The sequence below is a fragment of the Devosia sp. YR412 genome (assembly GCF_900110945.1).
Lineage (GTDB): Bacteria > Pseudomonadota > Alphaproteobacteria > Rhizobiales > Devosiaceae > Devosia.
Genome location: NZ_FOFL01000001.1, coordinates 927,349 through 951,159 on the forward strand (window position 1 = coordinate 927,349; position 23,811 = coordinate 951,159).

Annotated in this window: 23 protein-coding genes; 11 read left to right on the forward strand and 12 right to left on the reverse strand. The window is 63.8% G+C overall.

Annotation, left to right across the window (positions count from 1 at the left end):
* Window positions 1-113: 113 nt before the first annotated feature.
* Genes BM045_RS04455 through BM045_RS04465 form a run of 3 tightly spaced genes read left to right on the forward strand, consistent with a single transcriptional unit; the run spans window position 114 to window position 2,957 of the window.
* Window positions 114-2,354: a heavy metal translocating P-type ATPase gene (locus BM045_RS04455; protein WP_092180012.1), complete on the forward strand. Its 2,241-nt coding sequence runs from the start codon at window positions 114-116 to the stop codon at window positions 2,352-2,354.
* Window positions 2,351-2,761, forward strand: coding sequence for a Cu(I)-responsive transcriptional regulator (cueR, locus tag BM045_RS04460; RefSeq protein ID WP_092180014.1), 411 nt, complete (start codon window positions 2,351-2,353; stop codon window positions 2,759-2,761). The genes BM045_RS04455 and cueR overlap by 4 nt, the downstream gene beginning before the upstream one ends.
* A gap of 1 nt (window position 2,762) precedes the next feature.
* Window positions 2,763-2,957, forward strand: coding sequence for a heavy-metal-associated domain-containing protein (locus tag BM045_RS04465; RefSeq protein ID WP_092180016.1), 195 nt, complete (start codon window positions 2,763-2,765; stop codon window positions 2,955-2,957).
* A 168-nt stretch (window positions 2,958-3,125) separates the two neighbouring features.
* On the opposite strand, the gene BM045_RS04470 is transcribed toward BM045_RS04465, so the two are convergent.
* The 4 genes from BM045_RS04470 to BM045_RS04485 all read right to left on the reverse strand — a co-directional run bounded on the left by BM045_RS04470 (window position 3,126) and on the right by BM045_RS04485 (window position 7,690).
* Window positions 3,126-3,842, reverse strand: coding sequence for a DUF1428 domain-containing protein (locus BM045_RS04470; RefSeq protein WP_092180018.1), 717 nt, complete (start codon window positions 3,840-3,842; stop codon window positions 3,126-3,128).
* Between the two features lie 265 nt (window positions 3,843-4,107).
* Window positions 4,108-5,058 (reverse strand): substrate-binding domain-containing protein, encoded by a 951-nt coding sequence (locus tag BM045_RS04475; protein ID WP_092180020.1) that lies wholly within the window; start codon window positions 5,056-5,058, stop codon window positions 4,108-4,110.
* 105 nt (window positions 5,059-5,163) lie between these two features.
* A complete protein-coding gene (locus BM045_RS04480; RefSeq protein ID WP_244522872.1) occupies window positions 5,164-6,156 on the reverse strand; it encodes an ABC transporter permease in 993 nt (330 codons plus the stop codon).
* Window positions 6,149-7,690, reverse strand: a complete 1,542-nt coding sequence (locus BM045_RS04485) for a sugar ABC transporter ATP-binding protein (RefSeq protein WP_092180024.1) — start codon at window positions 7,688-7,690, stop codon at window positions 6,149-6,151. The genes BM045_RS04480 and BM045_RS04485 overlap by 8 nt, the downstream gene beginning before the upstream one ends.
* A gap of 191 nt (window positions 7,691-7,881) precedes the next feature.
* Between BM045_RS04485 and BM045_RS04490 the strand changes: the two genes are divergently transcribed.
* The gene (locus BM045_RS04490) at window positions 7,882-8,919 is read left to right on the forward strand and encodes a LacI family DNA-binding transcriptional regulator (protein ID WP_092180026.1); all 1,038 of its coding nucleotides are present in this window, start codon (window positions 7,882-7,884) and stop codon (window positions 8,917-8,919) included.
* Window positions 8,920-8,961: 42 nt separating this feature from the next.
* Here BM045_RS04490 and BM045_RS04495 read toward each other — a convergent pair whose 3' ends face one another.
* The 3 genes from BM045_RS04495 to BM045_RS04505 all read right to left on the reverse strand — a co-directional run bounded on the left by BM045_RS04495 (window position 8,962) and on the right by BM045_RS04505 (window position 10,308).
* On the reverse strand, window positions 8,962-9,315 hold the full coding sequence (locus BM045_RS04495; protein ID WP_092180028.1) for a CopM family metallochaperone: 354 nt from the start codon (window positions 9,313-9,315) through the stop codon (window positions 8,962-8,964).
* 137 nt (window positions 9,316-9,452) lie between these two features.
* Window positions 9,453-9,956 (reverse strand): SRPBCC domain-containing protein, encoded by a 504-nt coding sequence (locus tag BM045_RS04500; RefSeq protein WP_170848368.1) that lies wholly within the window; start codon window positions 9,954-9,956, stop codon window positions 9,453-9,455.
* 10 nt (window positions 9,957-9,966) lie between these two features.
* Window positions 9,967-10,308, reverse strand: a complete 342-nt coding sequence (locus BM045_RS04505; RefSeq protein WP_092180031.1) for an ArsR/SmtB family transcription factor — start codon at window positions 10,306-10,308, stop codon at window positions 9,967-9,969.
* A 90-nt stretch (window positions 10,309-10,398) separates the two neighbouring features.
* Between BM045_RS04505 and cobF the strand changes: the two genes are divergently transcribed.
* From cobF to cobM, 7 genes are read left to right on the forward strand one after another with little or no spacing between them, the layout of a single operon-like run.
* Window positions 10,399-11,127 carry a precorrin-6A synthase (deacetylating) gene (gene cobF, locus BM045_RS04510; RefSeq protein WP_092180033.1) on the forward strand — a complete coding sequence of 243 codons (729 nt, stop codon included), beginning with the start codon at window positions 10,399-10,401 and terminating at the stop codon, window positions 11,125-11,127.
* Window positions 11,128-11,164: 37 nt separating this feature from the next.
* Window positions 11,165-12,337, forward strand: coding sequence for a precorrin-3B synthase (gene cobG, locus BM045_RS04515; RefSeq protein ID WP_170848369.1), 1,173 nt, complete (start codon window positions 11,165-11,167; stop codon window positions 12,335-12,337).
* Between the two features lie 2 nt (window positions 12,338-12,339).
* Complete coding sequence (locus BM045_RS04520; RefSeq protein ID WP_092180037.1) at window positions 12,340-12,972, forward strand: precorrin-8X methylmutase; 633 nt, start codon at window positions 12,340-12,342, stop codon at window positions 12,970-12,972.
* Complete coding sequence (locus BM045_RS04525) at window positions 12,969-13,691, forward strand: precorrin-2 C(20)-methyltransferase (RefSeq protein ID WP_092180039.1); 723 nt, start codon at window positions 12,969-12,971, stop codon at window positions 13,689-13,691. The genes BM045_RS04520 and BM045_RS04525 overlap by 4 nt, the downstream gene beginning before the upstream one ends.
* Window positions 13,688-14,449 (forward strand): precorrin-3B C(17)-methyltransferase, encoded by a 762-nt coding sequence (locus BM045_RS04530; RefSeq protein WP_092180041.1) that lies wholly within the window; start codon window positions 13,688-13,690, stop codon window positions 14,447-14,449. Before BM045_RS04525 ends, BM045_RS04530 begins: the two co-directional genes overlap by 4 nt.
* Window positions 14,446-15,651 carry a precorrin-6y C5,15-methyltransferase (decarboxylating) subunit CbiE gene (cbiE, locus tag BM045_RS04535; RefSeq protein WP_092180043.1) on the forward strand — a complete coding sequence of 402 codons (1,206 nt, stop codon included), beginning with the start codon at window positions 14,446-14,448 and terminating at the stop codon, window positions 15,649-15,651. The genes BM045_RS04530 and cbiE overlap by 4 nt, the downstream gene beginning before the upstream one ends.
* Entirely contained in the window at window positions 15,648-16,406 is a 759-nt protein-coding gene (gene cobM, locus BM045_RS04540; RefSeq protein WP_092180944.1) for a precorrin-4 C(11)-methyltransferase, read from the forward strand. Before cbiE ends, cobM begins: the two co-directional genes overlap by 4 nt.
* Here cobM and BM045_RS04545 read toward each other — a convergent pair.
* The 5 genes from BM045_RS04545 to BM045_RS04565 all read right to left on the reverse strand — a co-directional run bounded on the left by BM045_RS04545 (window position 16,403) and on the right by BM045_RS04565 (window position 23,762).
* Window positions 16,403-18,127, reverse strand: coding sequence for an ABC transporter ATP-binding protein (locus tag BM045_RS04545; RefSeq protein WP_092180045.1), 1,725 nt, complete (start codon window positions 18,125-18,127; stop codon window positions 16,403-16,405). The genes cobM and BM045_RS04545 overlap by 4 nt on opposite strands.
* A gap of 29 nt (window positions 18,128-18,156) precedes the next feature.
* Window positions 18,157-18,468, reverse strand: a complete 312-nt coding sequence (locus BM045_RS04550) for a hypothetical protein (protein ID WP_092180047.1) — start codon at window positions 18,466-18,468, stop codon at window positions 18,157-18,159.
* Window positions 18,469-18,537: 69 nt separating this feature from the next.
* Window positions 18,538-19,284, reverse strand: coding sequence for an SDR family NAD(P)-dependent oxidoreductase (locus tag BM045_RS04555; protein ID WP_092180049.1), 747 nt, complete (start codon window positions 19,282-19,284; stop codon window positions 18,538-18,540).
* Window positions 19,285-19,409: 125 nt separating this feature from the next.
* Window positions 19,410-22,565 carry an efflux RND transporter permease subunit gene (locus tag BM045_RS04560; RefSeq protein WP_092180051.1) on the reverse strand — a complete coding sequence of 1,052 codons (3,156 nt, stop codon included), beginning with the start codon at window positions 22,563-22,565 and terminating at the stop codon, window positions 19,410-19,412.
* A 3-nt stretch (window positions 22,566-22,568) separates the two neighbouring features.
* Entirely contained in the window at window positions 22,569-23,762 is a 1,194-nt protein-coding gene (locus BM045_RS04565) for an efflux RND transporter periplasmic adaptor subunit (RefSeq protein ID WP_170848370.1), read from the reverse strand.
* Window positions 23,763-23,811 lie beyond the last annotated feature (49 nt).

Consider the following 23,811-nt stretch of genomic DNA (forward strand, 5'->3'; position numbering starts at 1 on the left):
GCATGCCCGCCGCTTTAATATGCAGAACTGTCGCAGTGCCAAGGTGCCGCACGCCAGCTCTTGACCTTCCCACCATGGGAACCTCTATATCCTGCCGGACGAGGTAGAATCCCATGAACGAACATGTCCATTCCAAGCCGCTTTCCATCGACATCACCGGCATGACCTGCGCCTCCTGCGTGGCGCGGGTGGAGAAGTCGCTGCTGAAAGTCCCCGGCGTCACCGCCGCATCGGTCAATCTCGCCACAGAACGCGCTACCGTCCATGGCGGTGACACGACAGCGCTGATCCAGGCGATTGAAAAGGCTGGATACGCCGGCAGCCAGACGCCCGACATGCCATCGCATGCCCATCATCATCACGACGAAGACGCGGCGATCCTCCGCCGCGACGTGCTGATTGCTGCCGTGCTGACCCTGCCGTTGTTCGTGCTGGAAATGGCGGGCCATTTCTACATGCCCTTCCACATGTGGCTGATGGCTGCCGTGCCCATGCAGACGCTCTGGGTGGCCTATTTCATCGCCACCAGCATTGTGCTCTTCGTCCCCGGCTGGCGCTTCTTCAAGCTCGGCATTCCGGCGCTCTTCCGCGGCGCGCCCGAGATGAACTCGCTGGTCGCGCTCGGTTCGGGCGCCGCCTATCTCTATTCCGTCGTCGCCACTTTCGCGCCGCAGCTGCTGCCCGAGGGCACCCGCTATATCTATTACGAAGCCGCCGCCGTCATCGTCACGCTGATCCTGGTGGGCCGCTGGCTGGAAGCCCTCGCCAAGGGCCGCACCGGCGAAGCCATCCAGCGGCTGGTGCGCGAACAGGCCAAAACGGCGCGTGTGCATCGTGATGGCGCAAGCGTGGAACTGCCCATTGAGCAGGTCGTGGCCGGCGATATCATCCTGGTCCGCCCCGGCGAAAAGATCGCCGTGGATGGGGAAATCGTGGACGGCTCAAGCCATATCGATGAATCCATGATCTCGGGCGAAAGCCTGCCCGTCTCGAAATCGGTCGGTGCCGAGGTCATCGGCGGCACGCTCAATACCTCGGGCAGCTTCAGCTTCCGCGCCACCAAGGTCGGTTCCAACACCATGCTGGCGCAGATCATCCGAATGGTCGAGGAAGCCCAGGGCGGCAAGCTGCCGATCCAGGGCGTGGTGGACCAGATCACCGCCTGGTTTGTCCCCGCCGTCATCGCCCTGGCGCTGGCCACCTTCGCCGTCTGGGCCATCTTCGGCCCCGAACCCGCCTATAGTTTTGGCCTCGTCAACGCCGTGGCCGTGCTGATCATCGCCTGCCCCTGCGCCATGGGGCTGGCCACGCCCACCTCCATCATGGTCGGCACCGGCCGCGCCGCCGAACTGGGCGTGCTGTTCCGCAAGAGCGAGGCGCTGCAGCAGCTGCGCGACGCCCGGGTGGTCGCCTTCGACAAGACCGGCACGCTGACCGAGGGGAAACCGGTGCTGACCGACTTCATCCTCGATGACGATTTCGAGCATGACGAGGTGCTGGCCCTGGTGGCGGCCGTCGAAGCAAGGTCCGAACATCCGATCGCCGCCGCGATTGTCGCGGCCGCAGAACAATCAGGCCTCAACCTCGGCACGGTCACCGAATTCCAGTCCCAAGCCGGGCATGGCGTCACGGCCCGCGTCGATGGGCGGCTGGTTTCGATCGGTGCGCAGCGCCACTTCGCCCATCTCGACTTTTCCGATTTCGCCGAGGCCATCGACCGCCTCGCCGACCAGGGCAAGACGCCGGTGTTTGCCGCCGTGGATGACAAGCTCGCGGCGGCCATTGTCGTCGCCGATACGATCACGCCGACCAGCAAGACGGTGATTGCGGCGCTGCATGCGATGGGCCTTCGCACCGCGATGATCTCGGGCGACAATGCGCGCACTGCAAATGCCATTGCCCGCCAGCTCGGCATCGACGAAGTGCGCGCCGAAGTGTTGCCGGGTGACAAGGTCGAGGCGATCAAGTCTTTGCGCCAGCACGGCAGCGTCGCCTATGTCGGCGATGGCATCAATGACGCCCCGGCCCTGGCCGAAGCCGATGTCGGCATTGCCGTCGGCACCGGTACCGACGCGGCCATTGAGAGCGCCGACGTGGTGCTGCTCGGCGGTGACCTCAGGGGCGTGCTGAATGCCCTGACCGTCAGCCGCGCCACCATGCGCAATATCTGGGAAAACCTGTTCTGGGCCTTTGGCTATAATGTCCTGCTGATCCCGGTGGCGGCCGGTGTGCTCTATCCGGCCTTCGGCCTGCTGCTCAATCCGATGATCGGCGCCGGCGCTATGGCGCTGTCATCGGTGTTTGTGGTCGGCAATGCGCAGCGCCTGCGCACCATTGCGGGAGTGACCTTATGAATATCGGTGAAGCCTCCAGCGCCACCGGCGTTTCGGCCAAGATGATCCGCTATTATGAATCCATCGGCCTGATCCGCGCGCCACTGCGCACCGGCAGCAATTACCGCGTCTATGGCGAAGACGAGGTGCATGTGCTGCGCTTCGTCAAACGCGCCCGCACGCTGGGTTTCTCGGTCGATGAAACCTCCACCTTGCTCGGCCTCTGGCAGGACAAGTCGCGGGCCAGCGGCGAGGTCAAGGACGTGGCCACGGCCCATATCGCGGCGCTCGAAACCAAGATTGCCGAGCTGCAGGGGATGGTCAAGACGCTGACGCATCTTGCCCATTGCTGCGGCGGCGACAACCGTCCCGACTGCCCCATTCTCGATGATCTGGCGGGCGAAGGCCCCGCCAAGCAAGGACACTGACATGACTGAAACGACGACATTGACCGTCAACGACATGACCTGCAACCACTGCGTCGGCACAGTCACCAGGGCCCTGCAGGCGGCCCTGCCCGGCGCCGAAATCGCCGTGGACCTGGCCACGCATAGCGTGCGCTTCACCGGCGATGCAGCCAAGGGCAAAGAAGCGATCGAAGAAGCAGGTTATACGCCGGAGTGATCGCGCCTAGCCATCACCCCACCCTCGATCCCTCCCCATCGAGGGGAGGGAAGAACGACTGGGGACCCTCGGCTCGACCGTCTCCCTCCCCCTTGTGGGGCGGGTGGCCGCGAAGGGGTCGGGTGGGGGTAGGTCCGGGCTCAATCTCTCGACAGGACGACGCGGTCCTCAGGCATCCAGCAGCGGCACGAAGCCGCCGAACACCCGGCGGGCCTCGTCGCCCGAGGCATCCTCTTCATGCATGCGCGGGTCGGTGTAGATTTCCTGCCAGGCCGCGTCGCGCACCGCCTTGCTCGGCCATTCGATGAAGGAAAACACTACCGTCTCGTCGGCCGTGGCCGCCACGGCCTTCCGGAAGTCGGTCAGCTTGCCGTCCGGGACATTGTCGCCCCAGGCATCGACGAAACGGGTGGCGCCGCGTTCGCTGAAGATCGCGCCCTGCCGTTCGAGCAGCGCGCGATAGTCATCCTTGCGCGCGGTCTTGACCGGGATCAGCGAGCCATCGACATAGCCCGGCCGGCCGCCCCGCGTACCCACTTCGTGCAGGCCGGCGAAGCCGCCATAGATCATGCGCGCGCCGTCAAACGGCATGTTGGCGCCGAAGGCTTCCATGGCGGGATCATTCATCATGATCCTGGCCGCGGCGTCGGCCGTCGCCTTGTCGGGATATTCGTGCCAGGAGAACACGATCGTTTCATCGGGCGTTGCCTTCACGGCGCGGCGGAAATCGGTGACCTCGCCCTCGGGCACGTCGTCGCCCCAGGCTTCGATCACCCGCGTCACGCCATAGCCCTTGAACAGCCCGAGGCTATCCTCGACGGTCTTGAGATATTTGTCGTAGTTGGCGGTGGGCACGGCCAAAACGAAGCCGGAAATATAGGTCATTGGGCTCTCCCTCTCTCTGCTGCTCAGGAAAATCCTCGGCGCGAGGATAGTTCCGTCTTCACAACGGTTGAAGGTGGGCGGTTTAGACAGGGATGGGAGAGATTGGTGAGCCTCAACGGCGCCAAATCGTCCGGCGTCGTCAGAGGCTCGCAGCATAAATGCCTGTCAGGGCGAAATGTTCCTGCGACAAGTTGTCAAAGCGGCGTAATGCACAAAGGGCGCCTTGTGGGCGCCCTTTGCATTGAGATGAACGGATTCTGAACGATCAGAACGGGCTGTTGGCGTCGAGATATTCGCCGACATTGTCCTGGGTGATGACGGTGGAGTCGAGAATGTAGCGACCGCCGACCTGGATGCCGCCGGTGAAGTGCGAGGTGGTCAGCTCGATGGCCGTGGCGATCATGGCCGGGCTGTAGCTGACGTCGATCGGGGTCAGCTTGTCGCCGGCTTCGACGGCCTTGAGGATCTGCTGCATGCCGGCGCCGCCGACGATGAACATTTCGTCTTCACGGCCAGCCTGCTTGATGGCTTCGATGGCGCCGAGGGCGATATCGTCATCCTGGGCCCAAACGCCCTTGATGTCGGGGAAGCGGGTCAGGAAGTCCTGCATCACCTTGAAGCCGTCATCGCGGTTCCAGTTGGCGAATTCGTCATCCAGCACCTTGATCTGGGTGCCTTCGATGCCGCCCATGAAGCCGTCGAAACGCTGCTGGTCGATCGGGATCGGCAGGCCGCGCAGGATCACCACATTGCCGCCCTCGGGCAGCGCTTCCTTGAAATAGGCGGCGGAGTTGGCGCCAAGGCCCGGATTGTCACCGGCGACATAGAGGTTTTCGACGCCCGCGATCGAAAGCTGGCGATCGACCACGGTGACGAACTTACCGGCATCCTTGACCTGCTTGATGGCCGAAGTCATGGCGTCCGGATCACCCGGCAGGATGACCAGGGCATCGATATTGCGGGTCGAAACCATGTCCTCGATGTCGGCGATCTGCTTGGGCGCGTCGGGAGCCGAAGCAAAGACGAATTCGACATCCGGATAGGTGGTGCCGAGGCGCTCGATGGCCTGCTGGGCGAAATAGTTGACGCCGCCGGTCCAGCCATGGTCGGCCGCCGGCACGGAAACGCCGATGGTCACCTTGTCCTGTGCGACGGCGACGCCGCCCAGGCTGCCGGCCACGATGGCCGTTGCCATGAGGGATTTTACCAGTTTCATTTCAGTCCTCCCGTAAGTGCCCGTTTTGGGCGATGTAACCCGGTATTCTCCAGTGCCGGCCAGCGCTTGACGACTGTTCGACCGGCACGGAAAGCCTTGTCCTGCTCAGCTGTTGCGGCTTCCGCGTTGCAACAGCACGGCAAGAATGATGATGACGCCCTGGAACGCCCCGTTGAGATAGGGACTGATCAGGCTCTGCAGATTGAGGATATTGCCGATCAGGCCGAGGATCACCACGCCGACCACGGTGCCCCAGACCCGGCCATAGCCGCCCTTGAGAGTGGTGCCGCCGATGATCACGCCGGCAATGGCCTCCAGCTCCCACAGCACGCCCGTGGTGCTCGATGCCGAGCCGAGGCGCGGCACATAGAGCAGCACGGCCACGGCAACCAGCGTGCCCTGCAGGATGTAGGTCAGCAGGCGGACATTATCGACATTGATCGAGGAATAGCGCGCGACCTGCTCGTTGGAGCCGATGGCGGCGCAATGGCGACCAAAGGCTGTCCGGCGCATGACGATTTCGCCGCCGATGGCGACCAGCGCGAAGACGATGATCGGATAGGGCACGCCGAGCAGGCCGTCGTAATAGACCGGGCGATAGACGTCGGCGACTTCGAAATTCAGCGATAGCGTGCCGCCATTGGCGAGGAAGGTGACCAGCGAGCGGAAAATGCCCATGGTGCCCAGCGTCACGATGAAGGCCTCGATGCGGCCGCGGGTGATCATCAGTCCGTTGAAGGTGCCGGCCACGCCACCCAGCAGTACGCCGGCCAGCATGCCGGCCAGCACCACGCCCCAGCCGATGCCCATGGAGGGGATCAACCAATTCATCACCATGATCATCACGCCGGCGATCACTGCGGCCATCGAGCCGACCGACAGGTCAAGCCCGCCCGAGGTGATGACGAAGGTGGCGCCGATGGCGATGATGCCGATGAAGCTGGAGCGCGCCAGCACGTTGGTCAGGTTGTTGTAGCTGAGGAAATTCTCGTTGAGCGTAATGCCCAGCAGCACCAGCAGGGCCAGGGCGACCAGCGGCCCGGCGGTCTTGAAATCGATGCGGAAGGCCCGGGCGGGCTTGGCCATGGCGTCAGGCATTGATGCGCTCATTGTGTTCACTCTGCTTGATGCCGGCGGCGTACCGCATGATTTCGGACTCGGTGATCTCGGCGCCTTCCAGCATGCCGGCCAGGCGCCCTTCCCGCATCACCACGACACGGTGGGCGAGGCCGATCACCTCCTGCATTTCCGAGGAGATGACGATGATCGATTTGCCCTCGGCCGCGAGGGCCGCGATGATGTGATAGATCTGCTGCTTGGTGCCGACATCGATGCCGCGCGTCGGCTCATCCATGATGATGATGTCCGGTTCGCTTTCCATGGTCTTGCCCAGCATCAGCTTCTGCTGATTGCCGCCCGACAGCCGCCCGACCGCAACGCTGGCGTCGCGGGCGCGGATATCGAAGCGGCGCACCGCCCGCTCCAGCGCGCGGGTCTCGCTCGCCGTATCGAGGAAGCCGGCTTTGAGGTGCTTCTGCAGGGTGAGGAGCGTCAGGTTGGGCCGCAGGCCCATGTTGAGCAGCAGGCCCTTGCCCTTGCGATCCTTGGTCATATAGGCGAGCCCGGCATCGACCGATTGCGCGACGCGGGTGAAGTTGACGGGCTTGCCGTCGAGGGTGATTTCGCCGCCATTGAGGTGATGCAGCCCGACCACCGCCTCGGCCACAGCCGTTCGGCCCGAGCCGATCAGCCCGGCAAAGCCGAGGATTTCGCCACGGCGCAGGTCGAAGGAAATATCCTTGACGCCCTTAGCCACGAGATTGCGCACGCCGAGCACCACCGGCGCATCGACATCGGGTTCGATCTTGGGCGGGAACAGGTTGGAGAGCTCGCGCCCCACCATCATCTGGGCGATGGAATCGGGCGTCAGTGCCTCGGTGCCGACCGTGGCGATCAACTGACCGTCGCGCAGCACGGTGACTCGCGCCGCCAGCTGCATGATCTCGTCGAGCTTGTGGGAGATGAAGATCACCGCGACGCCGCGGTCGGTCAGGCGGCGGATCTGCTCGAACAGCGTCTCGGTCTCGCCCACCGACAGCACTGCCGTCGGCTCGTCCATGATCAGCACGCGCGCATCGCGGCTGATCGCCTTGGCTATTTCCACCATCTGCTTGTCGGCCACCGACAGCGTCGAGATCCGCGCATCGGGGTCGACATAGACATGCAGGGTTTCCATGACGGCGCGGGCGCGCTTGCGCATTTCGCGGACGTCGAGGAAACCGAATATCTTGAGTTCGCGACCGAGGAAGATCGAATCCGCCACCGTCAGGTGTTCGGCGAGGTTCTGCTCCTGGTGGATCAGCACAATGCCCAGCGCCTCGGCCGCGCCATTGGGCGGCAGGACCACGGTCTGGCCATCGAGGCTGATCGAGCCGGAGGTCGGCTCTTCGATGCCGGAAAGGATTTTGATCAGGGTGGATTTGCCGGCGCCATTCTCGCCGATGATGGCATGAACCTCACCGGGCTTGACGTCGAAGTCGACGCTGAACAGCACCGGGATGTCGCCGAACGACTTGGAAATCCTGTGCGCGGACAGAATTGCAGACGCAGGCGTGCCTTCGGCACTGCTCATGGATACCCCTCCCTCGAATGCGGCCAAGTTTACCCGGCTCTTCATCCTTGATTGAGTCATGTAAAGGTTTTCATGGATGATGTAAAGGTTTACACAAACGGAAAACGGGGCGAGCCTGTGGGAGGGACTGGTGTCCGGCAAACCATCTGCTACAGGCGATGGGGGACGCCAGCGGGCGTGCGGAGTGAACCTTGCAGCAGCACAAGCTGGCGACCATCGATGAGGTAGCGGCGATTGCCGGCGTCTCCATCGCCACGGTCAGCCGCGCCATCAACGAGCCGACGAAGGTGGCCGACGAGACCCGTCGCCGCGTCACCGAAGCCATTGCCCAGACCGGCTATACGACCAATGCCATGGCGCGCTCGCTGCGCATGCGCCGCTCCAACATGATCCTGATTTTGGCGCCCGATGTCGGCGATCCAAATTTTTCCAATATTCTCGTCGGGCTTGAGACCGAAGCCAGCAAGCGCGGCTATGGCGTGCTGATTGGCAATACGCAGAATGACGCGACGCGCGAGACCGATTATCTGCGCTTCATCAGTTCCAACCAGGCTGACGGGCTGATCCTGTTTACCGGCCACCTGCCCTATGGCTTTGGCACCGAGACCGGCGAGGCGCGGCTGCCGCCGATGGTGGCGGTCAACGAGCCGGTCAGCAATAGCGACGTGCCCTTTGTCGGCGTCGACAATTTCGAGGGCGCCCGCGTTGCCACCGAGCATCTGATTTCGCAGGGCCATCGCCGCATCGCCTTCATCGGCCACTCGACCAGCAAGGCGGTCAACATGCTGCGCGAGCGCGGCTACCGCGCGGCGCTGGAAGGGCAAGGCATCAAGGTCGATCCGCGCCTGATCCTCGATGGCGACGGCACCACCGAGTCGGGCCGCCAGGCGACCGAGGCGATGTTCGTTCGCGACGTGCTGCCGAGCGCCTTCTTCTGCGTCAATGACGCGACGGCTTTGGGCGTGATCATCTCGCTCAATGCCCGGCGCTACGACCTGCCGCAGCAATTTTCGGTGATGGGCTTTGACGACATTTCCTTCGCCAGCTTCGTCACCCCCTCGCTGACCACGATGAAACAACCCCGCCTCAAGATCGGCGAAGAAGCCATGGACCTGCTGCTGGCGCTGCTGGAGGGCAAGCCGCCAAGACAGAAGGAAGTGCTGCTGCGGGCGGAGTTGATCGTGCGGAATTCGGTGGGGCGGGCTGGATGGGATGACCGCCAGCAGTGATGCAGCAGCACAGATACCATCCCCCAGCGACGCGTAGAGAGACTAATAACCCCGCTTCGCCAACCATTCCTCCATCCAGGCAATTTCTTTTTCCTGCGCGGCGATAACGGCCTCGGCCAGCGCCTTCACCTCGGGGTCGCTGCCGTGCTCCAGCACGATGCGCGCCATGTCGACCGCACCCTGATGGTGCGGGATCATTGAACGGATGAAATCCAAATCGGCATCTCCGGTCAGTTCTAGAGACATGTCTTGGTGCATTTTCGCATTGGCCGCGGCATAGGCCTCGCTGGCGGGGCCGGTGGCTGGCGCCGCCATGGCGTGGCCCGTGTGATCCTGCGCCTGGGCTGGCACGGCTAAAAGCATGGCGACGGATACGGCGAACAAGAACGACTTCATGGCGTCAACCTCATTGATGGTTCGACCAGGCTGCCCCCTTGCCCTTTGGGAAGGTCAATGCCTTCGAGCATTGTTTCACGCAGCCACCGCGTCAATGCTAACAGTCTGCTAACGCAAACCACCCCGATGCGAGTGCCCTAGCCCCCCGATTTCAGCCGTTCCAGGATCGCATCAAACTTGGCCATGGAGGCATTGGCGCCGCCTTCCATGCCGCTGTCGATCACGCCCTGGCGCTGTTCGAAGCTCTCGAGCTTGGACACGGAACGATAAAACGTCCTGCCATCGCGCGCTTCGAAATTGTGTTCCTCGTAGAAGCGGTCATCCTCGGGAAACATGCCCTCCACGACAAAAGTGTTGCGGATCAAGCTCTTGGGCTGAACATCGAGATAGGTGCCTAAGAAGGTCACGTCCTGGCCGTCGCCCATGGACGAGACGATTCGCCACTTGCCACCCTTGCGCACGTCCAGTTCGACGACGCGGTTGTCCTCGCGGGGTCCCCACCAGTGTACAACATGCTCGGGACTGGTCCACACGGTCCAGACCAGGTCCAGTGGCGCGTCGAATGTGCGCGACATGATGATCAGCGGTTGATCGTCGGGCAATTCGGTCTTGAAGAGGTTGGGGGTGGATTGAACAGTCATCTTGGTCTCCTCAGTTCTTGGTTTTGGATTTCGGGGTCTGCAAAGTGGTGAGATAGGCATCGAGCTGGTCGAGGTTCTGCTCCCAGAAGCGGCGATAGGTTTCGAGCAGGGCGGCGACGTCGCGCATGGGGCCGGCCTCCAGCCTGCAGGGCCGCCATTGCGCCTGCCGGCCGCGACTGACAAGGCCCGCGCTTTCGAGCACCTTGATATGCTTGCTGACCGCGGCCAGCGTCATGTCAAAGGGCTCGGCCAGTTCGTTGACGCTGGCCTCGCCCAGCGCCAACCGGGCCAGGATGGCGCGGCGGGTCGGATCGGCGAGGGCAGACAGCGTTGCGCTTAGCGGGTCGGTCATATTATTTAACAGTTTTGTATAATACTACTTGGTTTAATACTGCGCAGCGACCGGCTTGTCAACCGCCCTGCCCTCGGGCAAGGAGGAGCCATGAAAACCATCCTCATCGTGGGCATCGGCGCCGGCAATCCGGAGCATCTGACGGTTCAGGCGATCAATGCGCTCAACCGCGCCGACGTGCTGTTCGTGCCCGACAAGGGCGCCGGCAAGGGTGATCTCGCTGCCCTGCGCCGCGATATCATTGCGCGTTATGTGACCAATCCGGCGAGCCGCACCGTGGGCTATGACGTGCCGAAGCGCGATGCCGCCAGTCCGGATTATGGTGCCGGCGTGCAGGACTGGCACGATGATCTCGCCAGCATTTTCAAGGGCTTGCTGGATGATATGCCCGAGCACGGTGCGGCGGCCTTCCTGGTCTGGGGCGATCCGAGCCTTTACGATTCCACCATCCGCATCGTCGGAAAGCTGCGCGGCCAATACGCCGTGGAAATCGTCCCCGGCATCACGTCCATCCAGGCCCTGACCGCCTCCCATGGCATTGCTCTCAACCGCATCGGTGAGCCGGTCCACATCACCACCGGCCGCAAGCTGGATGATGTGAAGGAAGACACCGTGGTCATGCTCGACGGCCAGACCGCCTTCATGCAGGCCGATCCAGAACTCGATATCTTCTGGGGCGCCTATCTCGGAACGGCGGACGAAATCACCATCTCCGGCCGGCTCGGCGCGGTGCGCGAGCAGATCGTCGAAGCCCGCAAGGCGGCGCGGGAGCGGCATGGCTGGATCATGGATACCTATCTGCTGCGCAAGCCGGACTGACGGTTCCCCCGGCCGCCGCAATCCGCTAAAAAGCCCCATGTCCTATGCCCTGCCCATTGCAGCCCAACGCCGCGGCGCCTGCCCGACGCTCGACGCGCCGATGCAGACCGGCGACGGCCTTTTGGCGCGCATCCGGCTGGCCGGCGGGCGGATCGACCCGATCCGGCTGGAGCGGCTGGCCAGCATCTGCGGCACCTATGGCAATGGCGTCATTGAAATAACCGCCCGCGGCAATTTGCAGGTGCGCGGGCTGGGCGAGGCCGTGGTCTCCCGCTTTGCCCGCGACGTGCGGGACGTGGTGGCGGTGGAAACCGGCCTCGTGGTGGAAGTGCCGCCGCTGGCTGGCGATGATCCGCTGGAGTTCGTCGATCCGCGACCGCTGGCTGCAGCGATCAAGGAGCTGTCGGCGCCGCTGGCGGCTCGGCTTGGTCCCAAGGTCACAGTGGTGGTCGATGGCAATGGGCAGATTGGGCTGGAGGCGCTGAAAGCCGACCTGCGTTTCGTCGCGGTGGGCGGCGATCGCTGGCTGATTTCGGTTGGCGCGGAGCTGCTGGGCACGACCAGCCAACCGCTCGATTGCGCCCGCATCATGCTGACGGCGCTGGCAAACCTTGGCCCATTGGCGCGGGCGACGGACCTGCGGGACCTCGATCTGGGCGATCTGGTGCAACCTTCCGCCCCCGTGCGGCAGCCCGTGACCTCACCCATCGGAAAATTCCAGTTGCATCGCCACGACGTCACCGGCCTCGGCCTGCCGTTTGGCGCCATGGCCTGGGAATCGATCGCTGCGCTGGCCGAAGACGCCTGGCGCTTCGGCATCAGCGAGTTCCGGCTGGGGCCGCATCACAGTCTGCTCGCCGTTGGCGCCGATGACAGCCTGTTGGCCGAGGCTGCGCAGGTCGGTTTCATCATGGATCCACGCGATCCGCGCACCCGTATCAGGGCCTGTATCGGCAGCGCCGGCTGTGCTTCCGGGCATATCGCAGCGCGCAGTGACGCGGCGCGGCTGGCATTGCTTCTGCCGGCCAACACCAGCCTGCATGTTTCGGGCTGCGCCAAGGGCTGCGCACATCCGGGCGTATCGGATGTGACGCTGGTGGGGCGATCTGACGGCTATGGCCTTGTCATCCATGGCCGGGCGAGCGATACGCCACAGGCGCTGTTGCGCGCGGACCAACTCGGTGCCGTGCTGGCCGGCGCGCAAGGATGACGATGCTGCAATACGACTACATCAAGGATGGCGATGCGATCTACGCCAAGTCCTTCGCCATCATTCGCCAAGAGGCTGATCTCACGCGCTTTTCGCCCGGTGAAGCCGAGCTTGCGGTGCGCATGATCCATGCTGCCGGCTCGGTCGATGCGGCAGAAGCCTTTGAATTCGGGCCCGGTTTTGTCGAAGCGGGCACGGCGGCGTTGGCCAAGGGCGCACCGATCTTTTGCGATGCCGAAATGGTGGCGCGCGGCGTGACGGCGGCGCGGCTGCCGGCCGCGAACGAAGTGATCTGCACCTTGCGCGATCCGCAGACGCCGGTGATCGCCGCCGAGATCGGCAATACCCGTTCGGCTGCCGCTTTGCGTCTCTGGCTGCCGCGGCTGGAGGGTTCGGTGGTGGCCATCGGCAATGCGCCGACCGCCTTGTTTTTCCTGCTGGAATTGCTGCGTGATGGCGCGCCTAAGCCGGCGGCGATCCTCGGCATGCCGGTGGGCTTTGTAGGCGCGGCGGAGTCCAAGGCTGCGCTGGCCGATCATTCATACGGCGTGCCTTATGCGATTGTACGCGGCCGTCTCGGTGGTTCGGCGATGACGGCAGCGGCGCTCAATGCGCTGGCGAGGTCGGGCATATGAGGGGCAAACTTGTCGGCGTCGGCACCGGGCCGGGCGATCCGGAATTGCTGACGCTCAAGGCGGTGCGCGCTATCGAAAGCGCTGACGTCATTGCCTATTTCGCCAAGCAGGGCAATTCGAGCAATGCCCGCGCCATCGTCGCCGACCTGGTTACCGGCCAGATTGAGGAACAACTCGGCTATCCGGTGACCACCGAGATCGACCGGCGCCACGACGACTATAAATCCGCCACGGCCGCCTTCTATGCCGAAGCCGCCGAGCGGGTCGCTGGGCACCTCGATGCCGGCCGTACTGTGGCCGTGCTGAGTGAGGGCGATCCGCTGTTTTACGGCAGCTATATGCATATCCATGTCCGCCTGTCGCAGCGCTATGACACCGAGGTGGTGCCGGGGATTACCGCCATGTCGGGCTGCTGGTCACAGGCCGGCCTGCCGCTGGTGCAGGGCGATGATATCCTGTCGGTGCTGCCCGGCACGCTGGACGAGGTCGAGCTGCGCGACCGGCTCAGCGGCAATGGCGGCGCGGTGATCATGAAGGTGGGCCGCAACCTGCCAAAGATCCGTCGCGCCGTGGAAGCGGCCGGCAAGCTGGACAGCGCCATCTATGTCGAACGCGGCACCATGGCCAATGGCCACCATATCCGCCTCGCCGACAAACCCGACGATGTGGCGCCCTATTTCGCCATCGTGCTGGTGCCCGGCTGGAGCACGCGGCCATGAGCGGCAAACTTTTCGTCGTCGGCACCGGGCCGGGCAATCCGGAACAGACCACGCCCGAGGCTTTGGCGGCCATTGCGGCGAGCCATGTGTTCTTTGGCTATGGGCCCTATCTGGACCGGCTGACGCTGCGCGAGGACCAGCGCCGCGTCGCTTCGGACAATCGCGAGGAGCTGTCGCGCGCCAAGGATGCGCTGCACACGGCGGCTTCAGGCGAGCAGGTCTGCGTGGTTTCGGGTGGCGATCCGGGCGTCTTCGCCATGGCGGCGGCGGTGCTGGAAGCGCTGGAGGCCGGGCCGCCATCGTGGCGGCAGGTGGATTTACAGATCGTTCCAGGGATCACGGCCATGCTGGCTGTCGCGGCGCGGGTCGGTGCGCCGCTGGGGCATGATTTTTGCGCTATCTCGCTGTCGGACAATCTTAAACCCTGGACCGTCATCGAGGCGCGGTTGCGCGCGGTGGCCGGGGCGGGACTGGTGATCGCGCTGTATAATCCGATTTCCAAAGCCCGACCGCATCAGCTGGGCGCGGCCTTTGCGATCCTGCGCGAAGTGCTGCCGTGGTCGACGCCGGTGATCTTTGGTCGCGCGGCCGGGCGACCCGACGAAGCGATCACCATCATGACCCTGGCGGAGGCCGAACCGGCGCGGGCTGACATGGCGACCTGTGTCATCATCGGTTCGCCCGAGACGCGGGTGATCGAGCGTGAGGGCCTGCCGCCACTGGTCTATTCGCCGCGCTCCACCGGGGGCGGCGCATGAGGTGGCTGAGCATTGTCGGCATTGGAGAGGATGGTTTACCCGGTCTGGGCGAGGCGGCGAAGGCGGCCATTGCCGAGGCGGAAGTGGTGTTCGGCGGGGCGCGGCACCTGGAATTGGCCGGTTCGATCATCACCGGCGAGGCGCGTCAGTGGCTGTCGCCCTTCTCGGATTCGGTTGATGCAGTGCTGGCGCTAGCGGGCCGCAAGGTCTGCGTTCTGGCCTCCGGCGACCCGTTCCACTATGGCGTCGGAGCGACACTTTGCAGGAAGCTTGATCCTAGTTTGCTTGCGGTTTTCTCCCATCTTTCGTCCTTTTCGCTTGCAGCTGGCCGGCTCGGTTGGGCGCTGCAGGATGTGGTGACGATGTCGCTGCATGGTCGGCCGCTCGACCTCGTCCGACCGCACCTGCATCCTGGGACGCGCATCCTGGCGCTGACCTCGGATGAGCATGGTCCGGCCGCGTTGGCTCAACTGCTGACCGAGGCGGGTTTCGGCATTTCCATCATCACCGTGCTGGAGGCGCTGGGCGGGCCGGATGAGGTGGTGCGGTCGCAGGTCGCGATGCATTTTGCGTTGGAAAATATCAACCCGCTCAACATCTGCGCCATCAGCGTCGTCGCCCTGCCCGGCGCGCGGGTGCTGCCGCTGACGCCGGGACTGGATGAAGCGCTGTTCGAGCATGATGGGCAGATCACCAAGCGCGAGGTGCGGGCGCTGACGCTTTCGGCCCTGGCGCCACGGCGTGGCGAGCTGCTGTGGGACATTGGTGCAGGTTCGGGCTCGATCGGGATCGAGTGGATGCTGGCCGATCCCAGTCTTAAAGCAATTGCGATAGAGTCGAACCCCGAACGTAGTCAGAGAATACTGCTCAATGCAAAGGCGTTGGGCGTTCCTGATCTCACCCTGATTCATGGCGCCGCACCGCAGGCTCTTGCAGGACTTGAACCGCCGCATGCGATTTTCGTCGGTGGCGGCGGCTCCCAGCCGGGTGTCTTCGAGGCGGCCATTGCGGCGCTGCGCCCCGGTGGGCGCATGGTGGCGAATGCGGTGACGCTGGAAATGGAAGCGCTGCTGCTGGCGCGCCATGCCGAACTAGGCGGGACACTGACGCGCATCGAGATTGCCCGTGCTGATGCCGTGGGCGCGATGACCGGCTGGCGCCCGGCCATGCCGATCACCCAATGGGCCTGGACCAAGCCATGACCGTGCATTTCATCGGCGCCGGACCCGGCGCGGCGGACCTGATCACCGTGCGCGGCATGAAGCTGCTGCAGAGCTGTCCGGTGTGTCTCTATGCCGGCTCGATCGTGCCCAAGGAGATGCTTGACTGGTGCGGGCCCGGGACGAGGCTGGTCGATACGGCGCCGCTGTCGCTGGACGAGATCGAGGCAGAATACGTCCGGGCCGAGGCGGGTGGCCAGGATGTGGCGCGGCTGCATTCGGGCGACCTGTCGGTGTGGAGCGCCGTGGCCGAGCAGATGCGGCGGCTGGATCGGCTGGGCATTGGCTACACGCTGACACCCGGGGTGCCGGCCTTTGCAGCGGCGGCGGCGGTCTTGGGGCGCGAGCTGACCATTCCGGCCGAGGCGCAGAGCCTCGTGCTGACGCGGGTGTCGGGCCGGGCGTCGCCGATGCCGCAAGGCGAAACGCTGGCGGCCTTTGGAGCGACTGGCGCAACGCTGGCCATCCACCTGGCCATCCATGCGCTGGATCGCGTGGTCGCGGAGCTGACGCCGCTTTATGGCGCCGATTGCCCGGTGGCCGTGGTGTTTCATGCGTCGTGGCCAGACCAGAAGATCATCCGAGGCATGCTGGGCGATATCGAGGCGCGTTTTGCCGAAGACCCGGTGGAGCGGACGGCGATTATCTTTGTCGGGCGGGGGCTGGGCGCCGAGGATTTCCGGGAATCGTCACTGTACGATCCCGACTATCAGCGGCGCTTCAGGGACCGGGTCTAGCTGGCCAAGTAGCCGAACTGCGCCTTGTGCAGCACAGCGTAGGCGCCGTCCTTTGCAAGTAGGGCCTCGTGAGGGCCCTCTTCCACGATGCCGGTCTCGTCGATCACGACTATGCGGTCGGCGTGCTGGATGGTGGCGAGGCGATGGGCGATGACCAGGGTGGTGCGGCCCTGCGACAGTTCGGTCAGCGAGCGCTGGATGGCGACTTCGGTGGCGGTATCGAGTGCCGAGGTGGCTTCGTCGAGGATCAGGATCGGCGGATTCTTGAGGAAAATGCGGGCGATGGCGACACGCTGCTTCTGGCCACCGGAGAGTTTCACCCCGCGCTCGCCGACCATGGTGTCGAGACCATCCGGCAGGCGCTTGATGACGGTGTCGAAGCGGGCGCGTTTGGCGGCGTCCCAGATGGCATCATCGCTGGCGCCGAGCTGGCCATAGGCGATGTTTTCGCGAATGGTGCCGCCGAACAGGAAGACATCCTGCTGCACGATACCGATCTGGCTGCGCAGCGAGGTCTGGGTCATGTCGCGGATATCCATGCCGTCGACGGTAATCGAGCCGGAATCCAGTTCGTAGAAGCGCGGCAGCAGTGAGCAGAGCGTGGTCTTGCCGGCGCCGGAGGGGCCGACCACGGCGACGGTTTCGCCGGCCTTGACGGTGAGGTTGAGTCCTTCGAGCACCTTGCGGCCGGCTTCGTAGGAGAAGGTCGCGTCCTTGAAGATGATGTCGCCGCGCAGGTGCTTGACCGCCACGGCGTCCTTGCGGTCGGCGATATCGGGCTCGGTGTCGATCAGCGTGGTGAAGCGGCGGAAGCCGGCAATGCCCTTGGGATAGCTTTCCAGCACCGAGGTGATCTTGTCCACCGGGCGCATGAAGACATTGACCAGCAGCAGAAAGCTCACAAAGCCGCCATTGCTGAGCTCGCCCTGTACCACGAGCCAAGCGCCGACCAGCATGACGATCAGCTGCACCAGGCGCGTCGAGAGATAGGTGATGGTGATGGACGCCGTCATATAGCCATAGGCCTGCAGCTTGGTCGTCCGATAGGCATTGTTGTTGCCAGCGAACAGCTTGGCTTCGTGGCCCTCATTGGCGAAGGCCTTCACCACGCGGATGCCGCCGATGGCGTCCTCGATACGGGTGTTGAAATCGCCAACCTGACGGAACAGCTTGCGCCAGTTCTCGGTCATTTTGGCGCCATAGCGGCTGACCAGCAGGGTCATCACCGGGACGATCAGCGTGGTGATCAGCGCCAGCTTCCAGTTCACAGTAAACATGAGGATGAAGGCGCCGATGAAGGTCATCACGGCGATGAAGACGTCTTCGGGGCCGTGATGGGCCACTTCGCCGACGTCTTCGAGGTCCTTGGTCACATGGGTGATCAGGTGGCCGGTCTTGTTGTTGTCGAAGAAGCGGAAGCTGAGTTTTTGCAGGTGATCGAAGACCTGGCGGCGCATGTCGGTCTCGATGCCGATGCCCAGCATGTGGCCGAAATAATTGACCACGCCCATCAGCACGGCGGTGAAGACATAAATGCCCAGCAGGCCCGCGCCGGACATCAGGATGATGCCGAATTCCTCGCGCGGCAGCAGCGTGTCGATGAAATAGGCTACGGCCATGGGAAAGGCCAGTTCGAGCAGGCCGGCGATCACCGCACAGCCGAAGTCGAGCACGAAGAGGCCCTTGTAGGGCGCGTAATAGGAAAAGAACCGCTTGAGCATGAAGGCACTAACTTTGGCTGGTGTTGCCCTCAGCCATGACCGACAGGCGTGATGGAGCGCAAGTCGAAATAGACCATTTCGTCCTCGCGCGCCGCATTTGCCGCAATGGCCTGTTCGAGCGCGACGATATCCATCACCTCATTGGGCCGCCAGCCGCAGGTGCAGCCCTCCGGGTCGAGATGGCTATCGGCGACTTCGCGATAGATCGAGCCGACGGCCGCGGCGATGCACTCCAGCGCCTCAAGAGGCGACATATGCGTCGAGGCCAGCGTGCCGGCATAGGAGGCCAGCATGGCCGCGCGGATGGCGGCATAGGTGGCGTCACGATCATTGGACGACATGCTGGAACTCCCTCCATGGCGATAGCAGGCCAATCGCATATTAAGTGGAGTTGTTCAATCATGTTATCGTCAATAGGTGGTGCGGCCGCCTGAGAGGTCGAAAACGCTACCGGTGGTGAAGCTGTTTTCCCGGCTGACCAGCCAGGCCACCATGGCAGCCGCCTCATCGACTTCGAGGAAGCGGCCGCGCGGGATGCGCACCAGCATATAGTCGATGAATTCCTTGGTCAGCGTGTCGAGAATGCGGGTCTTGGCGGTGGCGGGCGTGATGGCATTAACTGCAATGTCGAACTTGGCCAGTTCCTTGCCAAGCGACTTGGTCAGGCCGATGACACCGGCCTTGGCGGCGGAATAGGCGGAGAGATTGGGATTGCCCTCCTTGCCGGCCACCGAGGAGATGTTGACGATGCGGCCGTAATTAGCCGCCTTCATCGAAGCGATCACCACCTTGTTGACGTAGAAGGTGCCGTTGAGATTGATCTCCACCACGCGGCGCCATTCGTCGGGGTCATAATCTTCCAGGCTGGCATTCTGCCCGGCGACGCCGGCCGAATTGACCAGGATGGAGACCTTGCCCAGCTCGGCTTCGACCTCGGCGTGGACACGCTGCAGACCGGCCAGATCGGTGATGTCGACCTGCTTGCTGCTTGCCGCTGCGCCAAGATTGTCGACGGCCAGTTTCAGAGCCTCGGCATTGCTGTCCCAAAGGCTGACGCTCGCGCCAGAGGCGATCAGGCGCTGGGCAATGGCAAAGCCGATGCCCTGGGCACCGCCGGTGACGACGGCGGTCTGGCCGTCAAGATCGATCGTATTCATGAATTGGGTCCTCGCTCCCTGCTCTAGGGGTAGCGCCGGACGGATGGCTTGCCAATGGCCAGCCGGAAAAGACAAAGGCCGCGCAGGATGTTGCGTGGCCTTTGATTATCGTGGGTCGAGGACGTCTAGTGCTTGGCGGCACCCTCGGCCGGAACCGGGGTCTCGTGGCCTTCGTCGTCATGCGGTGCCTTGGGCATGAAGCGGCGGGTGAAGGCGCTGAAGCTGTCGATATAGGTCAGCAGCACCGGCACCACGACGAGCGTCAGGATGGTGGAGCTGATCAGGCCGCCGATGACGGCATGGGCCATCGGAGCGTTCTGGCCGCTGCCTTCATGCAGGCTCAGCGCCAGCGGCAACATGCCGAAGATCATGGCAAGCGTCGTCATGATGATCGGGCGGAAACGCGTCACGCCAGCCTCGACCAGAGCCTCATAGAGGTTCCAGCCTTCGCGGACATGCTGGTTGGCATTGTCGACGAGCAGGATGGCGTTCTTCACCACGAGGCCCATCAGCATGATGAAGCCGATGGCCGAGAACATGTTGAGCGTCGAACCGCCGACCAAGAGGCCCACCATGACGCCGATCAGCGCCAGGGGCAAAGCGCCCATGATGGCGATCGGCTGCAGGAAGCTGCCGAACTGCGATGCCAGCACCAGGTAGATGAAGACCACTGCCAGCAGCAGGGCCGAACCGACCGAGCCCATGGTATCGGCGATCTGTTCGACTTCGCCGCCCATGGATGTGCGATAGCCGGTAGGGAAGTCGAGCTTGTCGACCGCCTGCTGCAGCTGTGCGGTGACGCTGCCCAGCTCGACGCCTTCGAGATAGGCTTCCACCGTCACGCCACGCTGCAGGTCCTGACGGTTGATGGTCGCCGGACCAGTGCTTTCGACGACATCGGCCACCTGGGCCAGGGTCACCATGGAGCTTGAGCCGGTGGCGCCGGATTGGGCGATAGGGAGGTTGCCGATGGCGTCGATGTCATTGCGCAGATATTCGGGCAGGCGCACCACGACCGAATAGATCTTGCCATCGGTGGCGGTCCAGTCGGCGACGTCGTCACCGCTGATCAATGGCCCGAGGGTGGCGGCGATCTGGGCCATCGAGACGCCGAGGTTGTCGGCTAGGTCGCGGTTGACGTTGATGCCGACCACCGGCTGGGCTTCGTCAAGGCTAGACTTGATATCGATCAGGCCCGGGATCTGGCCCAGTTCGCCGACCAGTTGGTCGCCAAGGCGCTTGAGCACATCGAAGCTGTCGCCATAGAGCGTGATCGAGACCGGGGCGCTGGAGCCACCGAGACCGGAAGCAGCCGAGACCTGAAAGTTTGCGCCCGGCACGGCAGCCAGGGCCGTGCGGACCTCGGGCATGAACTCGATCGGGGTCAGGTCGCGCTCGGCCTTGTCGATGAGGGTCACGGTCATGGTGCCGCTATTGGCGCCGGACGAAGCCAGCCCACCGCCGACGGTGGAATAGGTGGTCTCGACGATCGGGAAGGCGCGGATCACGGCTTCGGCCTGACCGAGCTTGGCGGCGGTATATTCCTTGCTGGAGCCGGCCGGCGTTTCCACAGTGACGGTGAAATTGCCATTGTCGGTGGCGGGAATGAATTCGACGCCGACCAGCGGGAACAGCATGAAGCTGCCGACGAAGGAGCCGAGGGCGATCAGGAGGACCGTCTTGCGGAACTTCAGACCCCAGCGGATCAGGTGGCGATAGCCCTCGGTGATCCAGTCAAACAGGCGGTCGAATTGCTGCACGGCACGGCCGATCGGACCACGCTTGGCCTTGGGATTGGAGGCCGGGTCATACCAGACGCTCGACATCATCGGATCAAGGGTAAAGGCGACGAAGAGCGAGATCAGCACGGCGACGGAGACGGTGACGCCGAACTGCAGGAAGAAACGCCCCATGATGCCGTCCATGAAAGCGACGGGGAGGAACACCGCAACGATGGAGAGCGTCGTCGCCATCACGGCGAGGCCGATCTCATTGGTGCCGTCGAAGGCCGCCTGACGGTGCGACTTGCCCATGTGGAGGTGTCGCGTGATGTTTTCACGCACCACGATGGCGTCGTCGATCAGGATGCCAACGGCCAGCGACAGGGCCAGCAAAGTCATCATGTTGAGGCTAAAGCCCAAAAAGTTCAGCGCCACCATTGTGCCGATGATCGAGATGGGCAGGGTCAGGCCGGTGATGACGGTAGAGCGCCAGGAGTTGAGGAAGAGGAAGACGATGACGACGGCGAGAATGGCGCCCTCGATCAGCATGTTCTGCACGGCGTGGAAAGAATCCTCCACCGGCTTGGCATTATCGACCACGACTTCGATCTTGACCGAGCCGTCGGGAAATTCATTGGCGAGGAGGTCATCGATGGTGTCGCGAATGTCTTCAGCGACGCCGACGGTATTGGCGCCCTGGGTCTTGAGCACGTCGACGGCCAGCGCGCGTTCGCCATTGAGGATGGCCAGGCTCGAGGTTTCGCCCCTGCCCTCTTCGATGGTCGCGACATCGCGCAGCGTGACCGGCTGGCCACCCTGGTTGCCGACGATGATGTCGTAAAAGTCCTGCTGGTCCTCAAGGCGGCCGAGCACCTGGATCGACTGCACCATGCTGTCCTGGGTGATCGAGCCAGCGGCGAGATCCTTGTTGGCCGCCTGGAGCGCATTGACGACAGCGCTGGGGCTGATGTTGAAGGCAGTCAGGCGGTCGGGATCGATCTGAACATTGAGCTGACGCGGCACGCCGCCGGCCACCGTGGCGCTACCGACGCCGGTGATATTGGTAAGGCGCTTGACGATGATGTCTTCGGTCAGCGCAGTCAGGTCGAGATCGGATAGCGTATCGGAGCTGACGGCGAGCGAGAGGATCGGCAGGGCGCTCGGATCGAAGCGCAGCACCTGCGGGTCGCCGGCGCCATCAGGCAGGTTGGCCTTGACCGGATCGATCTTGTCGCGGACTTCCTGAGCTTTTTCCTGGGAGCTGGCTTCCAGGTCGAAGATCATCAGGACCATGGCCTGGCCGGCCTGGGCGGTGGACTGCACGGTATCGAGACCGGCAATGGTGTTCACCGCATCTTCGAGCGGCTCGACGATATCGGCTTCGACGGCTTCCGGCGAAGCGCCGGGATAGCTGACCACCACGGCTACGACAGGAAAGTCCACATCGGGCATCTGCTCGATGGGGAGGCGCTGGTAGGAATAGACACCGAAGACCATGATCGCCACCATGATCATGGTGGCAAAGACCGGGTGATTGACGCTGATACGGGTCAGGAACATCGGTTAATCCTCGATCAGTTCGTAGGTTTCGCCGGCGGCCAGTTCGGTCAGCGCCGCGGCGACCACAACATCGCCGGGCACGAGGCCGGTGACTTCGACGAGACGGCCGCGATCCCAAGGATCACCCGGCTCCACCGCTTGGCGCGTCAGGGTGCCGTCGACCAGTTTCAAGACGAAATGGCCCTCGGCATCCTCGCGGACGGCGCTGGCCAGGATGGCGATGGCATCGGTCTTTTCGGCGACGGTGATCTGGCCGGTGGCGAACATGCCGCCGCGCAGCAGATTGTCGGGATTGTGCAGGGAGACATAGATCGGCACGGTGCGGGTGCCGGTCACGGCCACCGGATTGACCCGGGTGACGGTGCCTTCGAAGGTGCGGCCTTCGAGGCCGGTGACGGAGACCGTCACGGTCTGGCCGGGAGCGACCATGGCGCTGGAATTGACCGAGGCCGCGGCCTGGAATTCCATCTCCTCGAGATTGACCACGGTGAAGAGCGTCGTGCCGGCATTGATGGTCTGGCCCGGTTCGACCGAGCGCTCGGAAATGATGCCGTCGAAGGGCGCCGGGACGGAGGCATTGCTGAGAGCGATTTCGGCGGTCTGCACGCCGCTTTCGAGTGCAACAAGATTGGCCCGCAAGGCAGCGGTGGCCGAACGGGCCTGTTCCAGCGTCGAAGGGCTAGCCAGTCCCTGGCTTGCCAGCTGTTCGGTGCGTTCGAGCGCCTGCTCTGAGGAGACCAACTGAGCGCTGGTGGCATCGGCGGTGGCGCGCTGCTGGTTGAGCTGGAGTTCGAGGGTGGCGCGATCGATCTCAGCGAGGACGTCGCCGGCCTTGACGGCATCGCCGGGACGCACGGCAACGCTCAACACGCGGCCCGAGGCCTGCGAGGCAACGGCGGACAGCTTGGCCGGGACCAACGTGCCGGTGACGCGCGCGCTCTGCTGCAGCAGAGTTGGCTGGATTTCGGCAATTTCGGAGCTTAGCAGCTGGCGCGCGACGGGTTCGGTGGAGGCCACCTCGGCGACGGGCGCTGGCGGGCGCGTTACGAAGAACACGACGCCGCCAATGACGATCACCGCCAAGACGATCCAGGGCATGATGCGGCGGCGGGGTTTCTTGCCCTCGGCGACGCGCTGGGCATTGGCCTTCTCACGCTTGCTTTGTGCCCATTCGGGCTTGTCGTGTGCTGCGGTCATGTCGCGCATCCTCGTTGTGGCGGGGAGAACCCTGAAAAGAAAAGATTAA

Bases quoted from the DNA above. Each gene is read 5' to 3' on its own strand.
- cbiE (WP_092180043.1), top strand. From the start codon at position 14,446: ATGAGGTGGCTGAGCATTGTCGGCATTGGAGAGGATGGTTTACCCGGT.
- BM045_RS04505 (WP_092180031.1), bottom strand. From the start codon at position 10,308: ATGACCGACCCGCTAAGCGCAACGCTGTCTGCCCTCGCCGATCCGACC.
- BM045_RS04530 (WP_092180041.1), top strand. From the start codon at position 13,688: ATGAGCGGCAAACTTTTCGTCGTCGGCACCGGGCCGGGCAATCCGGAA.
- BM045_RS04560 (WP_092180051.1), bottom strand. From the start codon at position 22,565: ATGTTCCTGACCCGTATCAGCGTCAATCACCCGGTCTTTGCCACCATG.
- BM045_RS04455 (WP_092180012.1), top strand. From the start codon at position 114: ATGAACGAACATGTCCATTCCAAGCCGCTTTCCATCGACATCACCGGC.
- BM045_RS04465 (WP_092180016.1), top strand. From the start codon at position 2,763: ATGACTGAAACGACGACATTGACCGTCAACGACATGACCTGCAACCAC.
- BM045_RS04550 (WP_092180047.1), bottom strand. From the start codon at position 18,468: ATGTCGTCCAATGATCGTGACGCCACCTATGCCGCCATCCGCGCGGCC.
- BM045_RS04565 (WP_170848370.1), bottom strand. From the start codon at position 23,762: ATGACCGCAGCACACGACAAGCCCGAATGGGCACAAAGCAAGCGTGAG.
- BM045_RS04485 (WP_092180024.1), bottom strand. From the start codon at position 7,690: ATGAGCAGTGCCGAAGGCACGCCTGCGTCTGCAATTCTGTCCGCGCAC.
- cobG (WP_170848369.1), top strand. From the start codon at position 11,165: ATGTCCTATGCCCTGCCCATTGCAGCCCAACGCCGCGGCGCCTGCCCG.
- cobM (WP_092180944.1), top strand. From the start codon at position 15,648: ATGACCGTGCATTTCATCGGCGCCGGACCCGGCGCGGCGGACCTGATC.
- BM045_RS04480 (WP_244522872.1), bottom strand. From the start codon at position 6,156: ATGCCTGACGCCATGGCCAAGCCCGCCCGGGCCTTCCGCATCGATTTC.
- BM045_RS04495 (WP_092180028.1), bottom strand. From the start codon at position 9,315: ATGAAGTCGTTCTTGTTCGCCGTATCCGTCGCCATGCTTTTAGCCGTG.
- cueR (WP_092180014.1), top strand. From the start codon at position 2,351: ATGAATATCGGTGAAGCCTCCAGCGCCACCGGCGTTTCGGCCAAGATG.
- BM045_RS04520 (WP_092180037.1), top strand. From the start codon at position 12,340: ATGCTGCAATACGACTACATCAAGGATGGCGATGCGATCTACGCCAAG.
- BM045_RS04545 (WP_092180045.1), bottom strand. From the start codon at position 18,127: ATGCTCAAGCGGTTCTTTTCCTATTACGCGCCCTACAAGGGCCTCTTC.
- BM045_RS04470 (WP_092180018.1), bottom strand. From the start codon at position 3,842: ATGACCTATATTTCCGGCTTCGTTTTGGCCGTGCCCACCGCCAACTAC.
- BM045_RS04525 (WP_092180039.1), top strand. From the start codon at position 12,969: ATGAGGGGCAAACTTGTCGGCGTCGGCACCGGGCCGGGCGATCCGGAA.
- BM045_RS04475 (WP_092180020.1), bottom strand. From the start codon at position 5,058: ATGAAACTGGTAAAATCCCTCATGGCAACGGCCATCGTGGCCGGCAGC.
- cobF (WP_092180033.1), top strand. From the start codon at position 10,399: ATGAAAACCATCCTCATCGTGGGCATCGGCGCCGGCAATCCGGAGCAT.
- BM045_RS04500 (WP_170848368.1), bottom strand. From the start codon at position 9,956: ATGACTGTTCAATCCACCCCCAACCTCTTCAAGACCGAATTGCCCGAC.
- BM045_RS04555 (WP_092180049.1), bottom strand. From the start codon at position 19,284: ATGAATACGATCGATCTTGACGGCCAGACCGCCGTCGTCACCGGCGGT.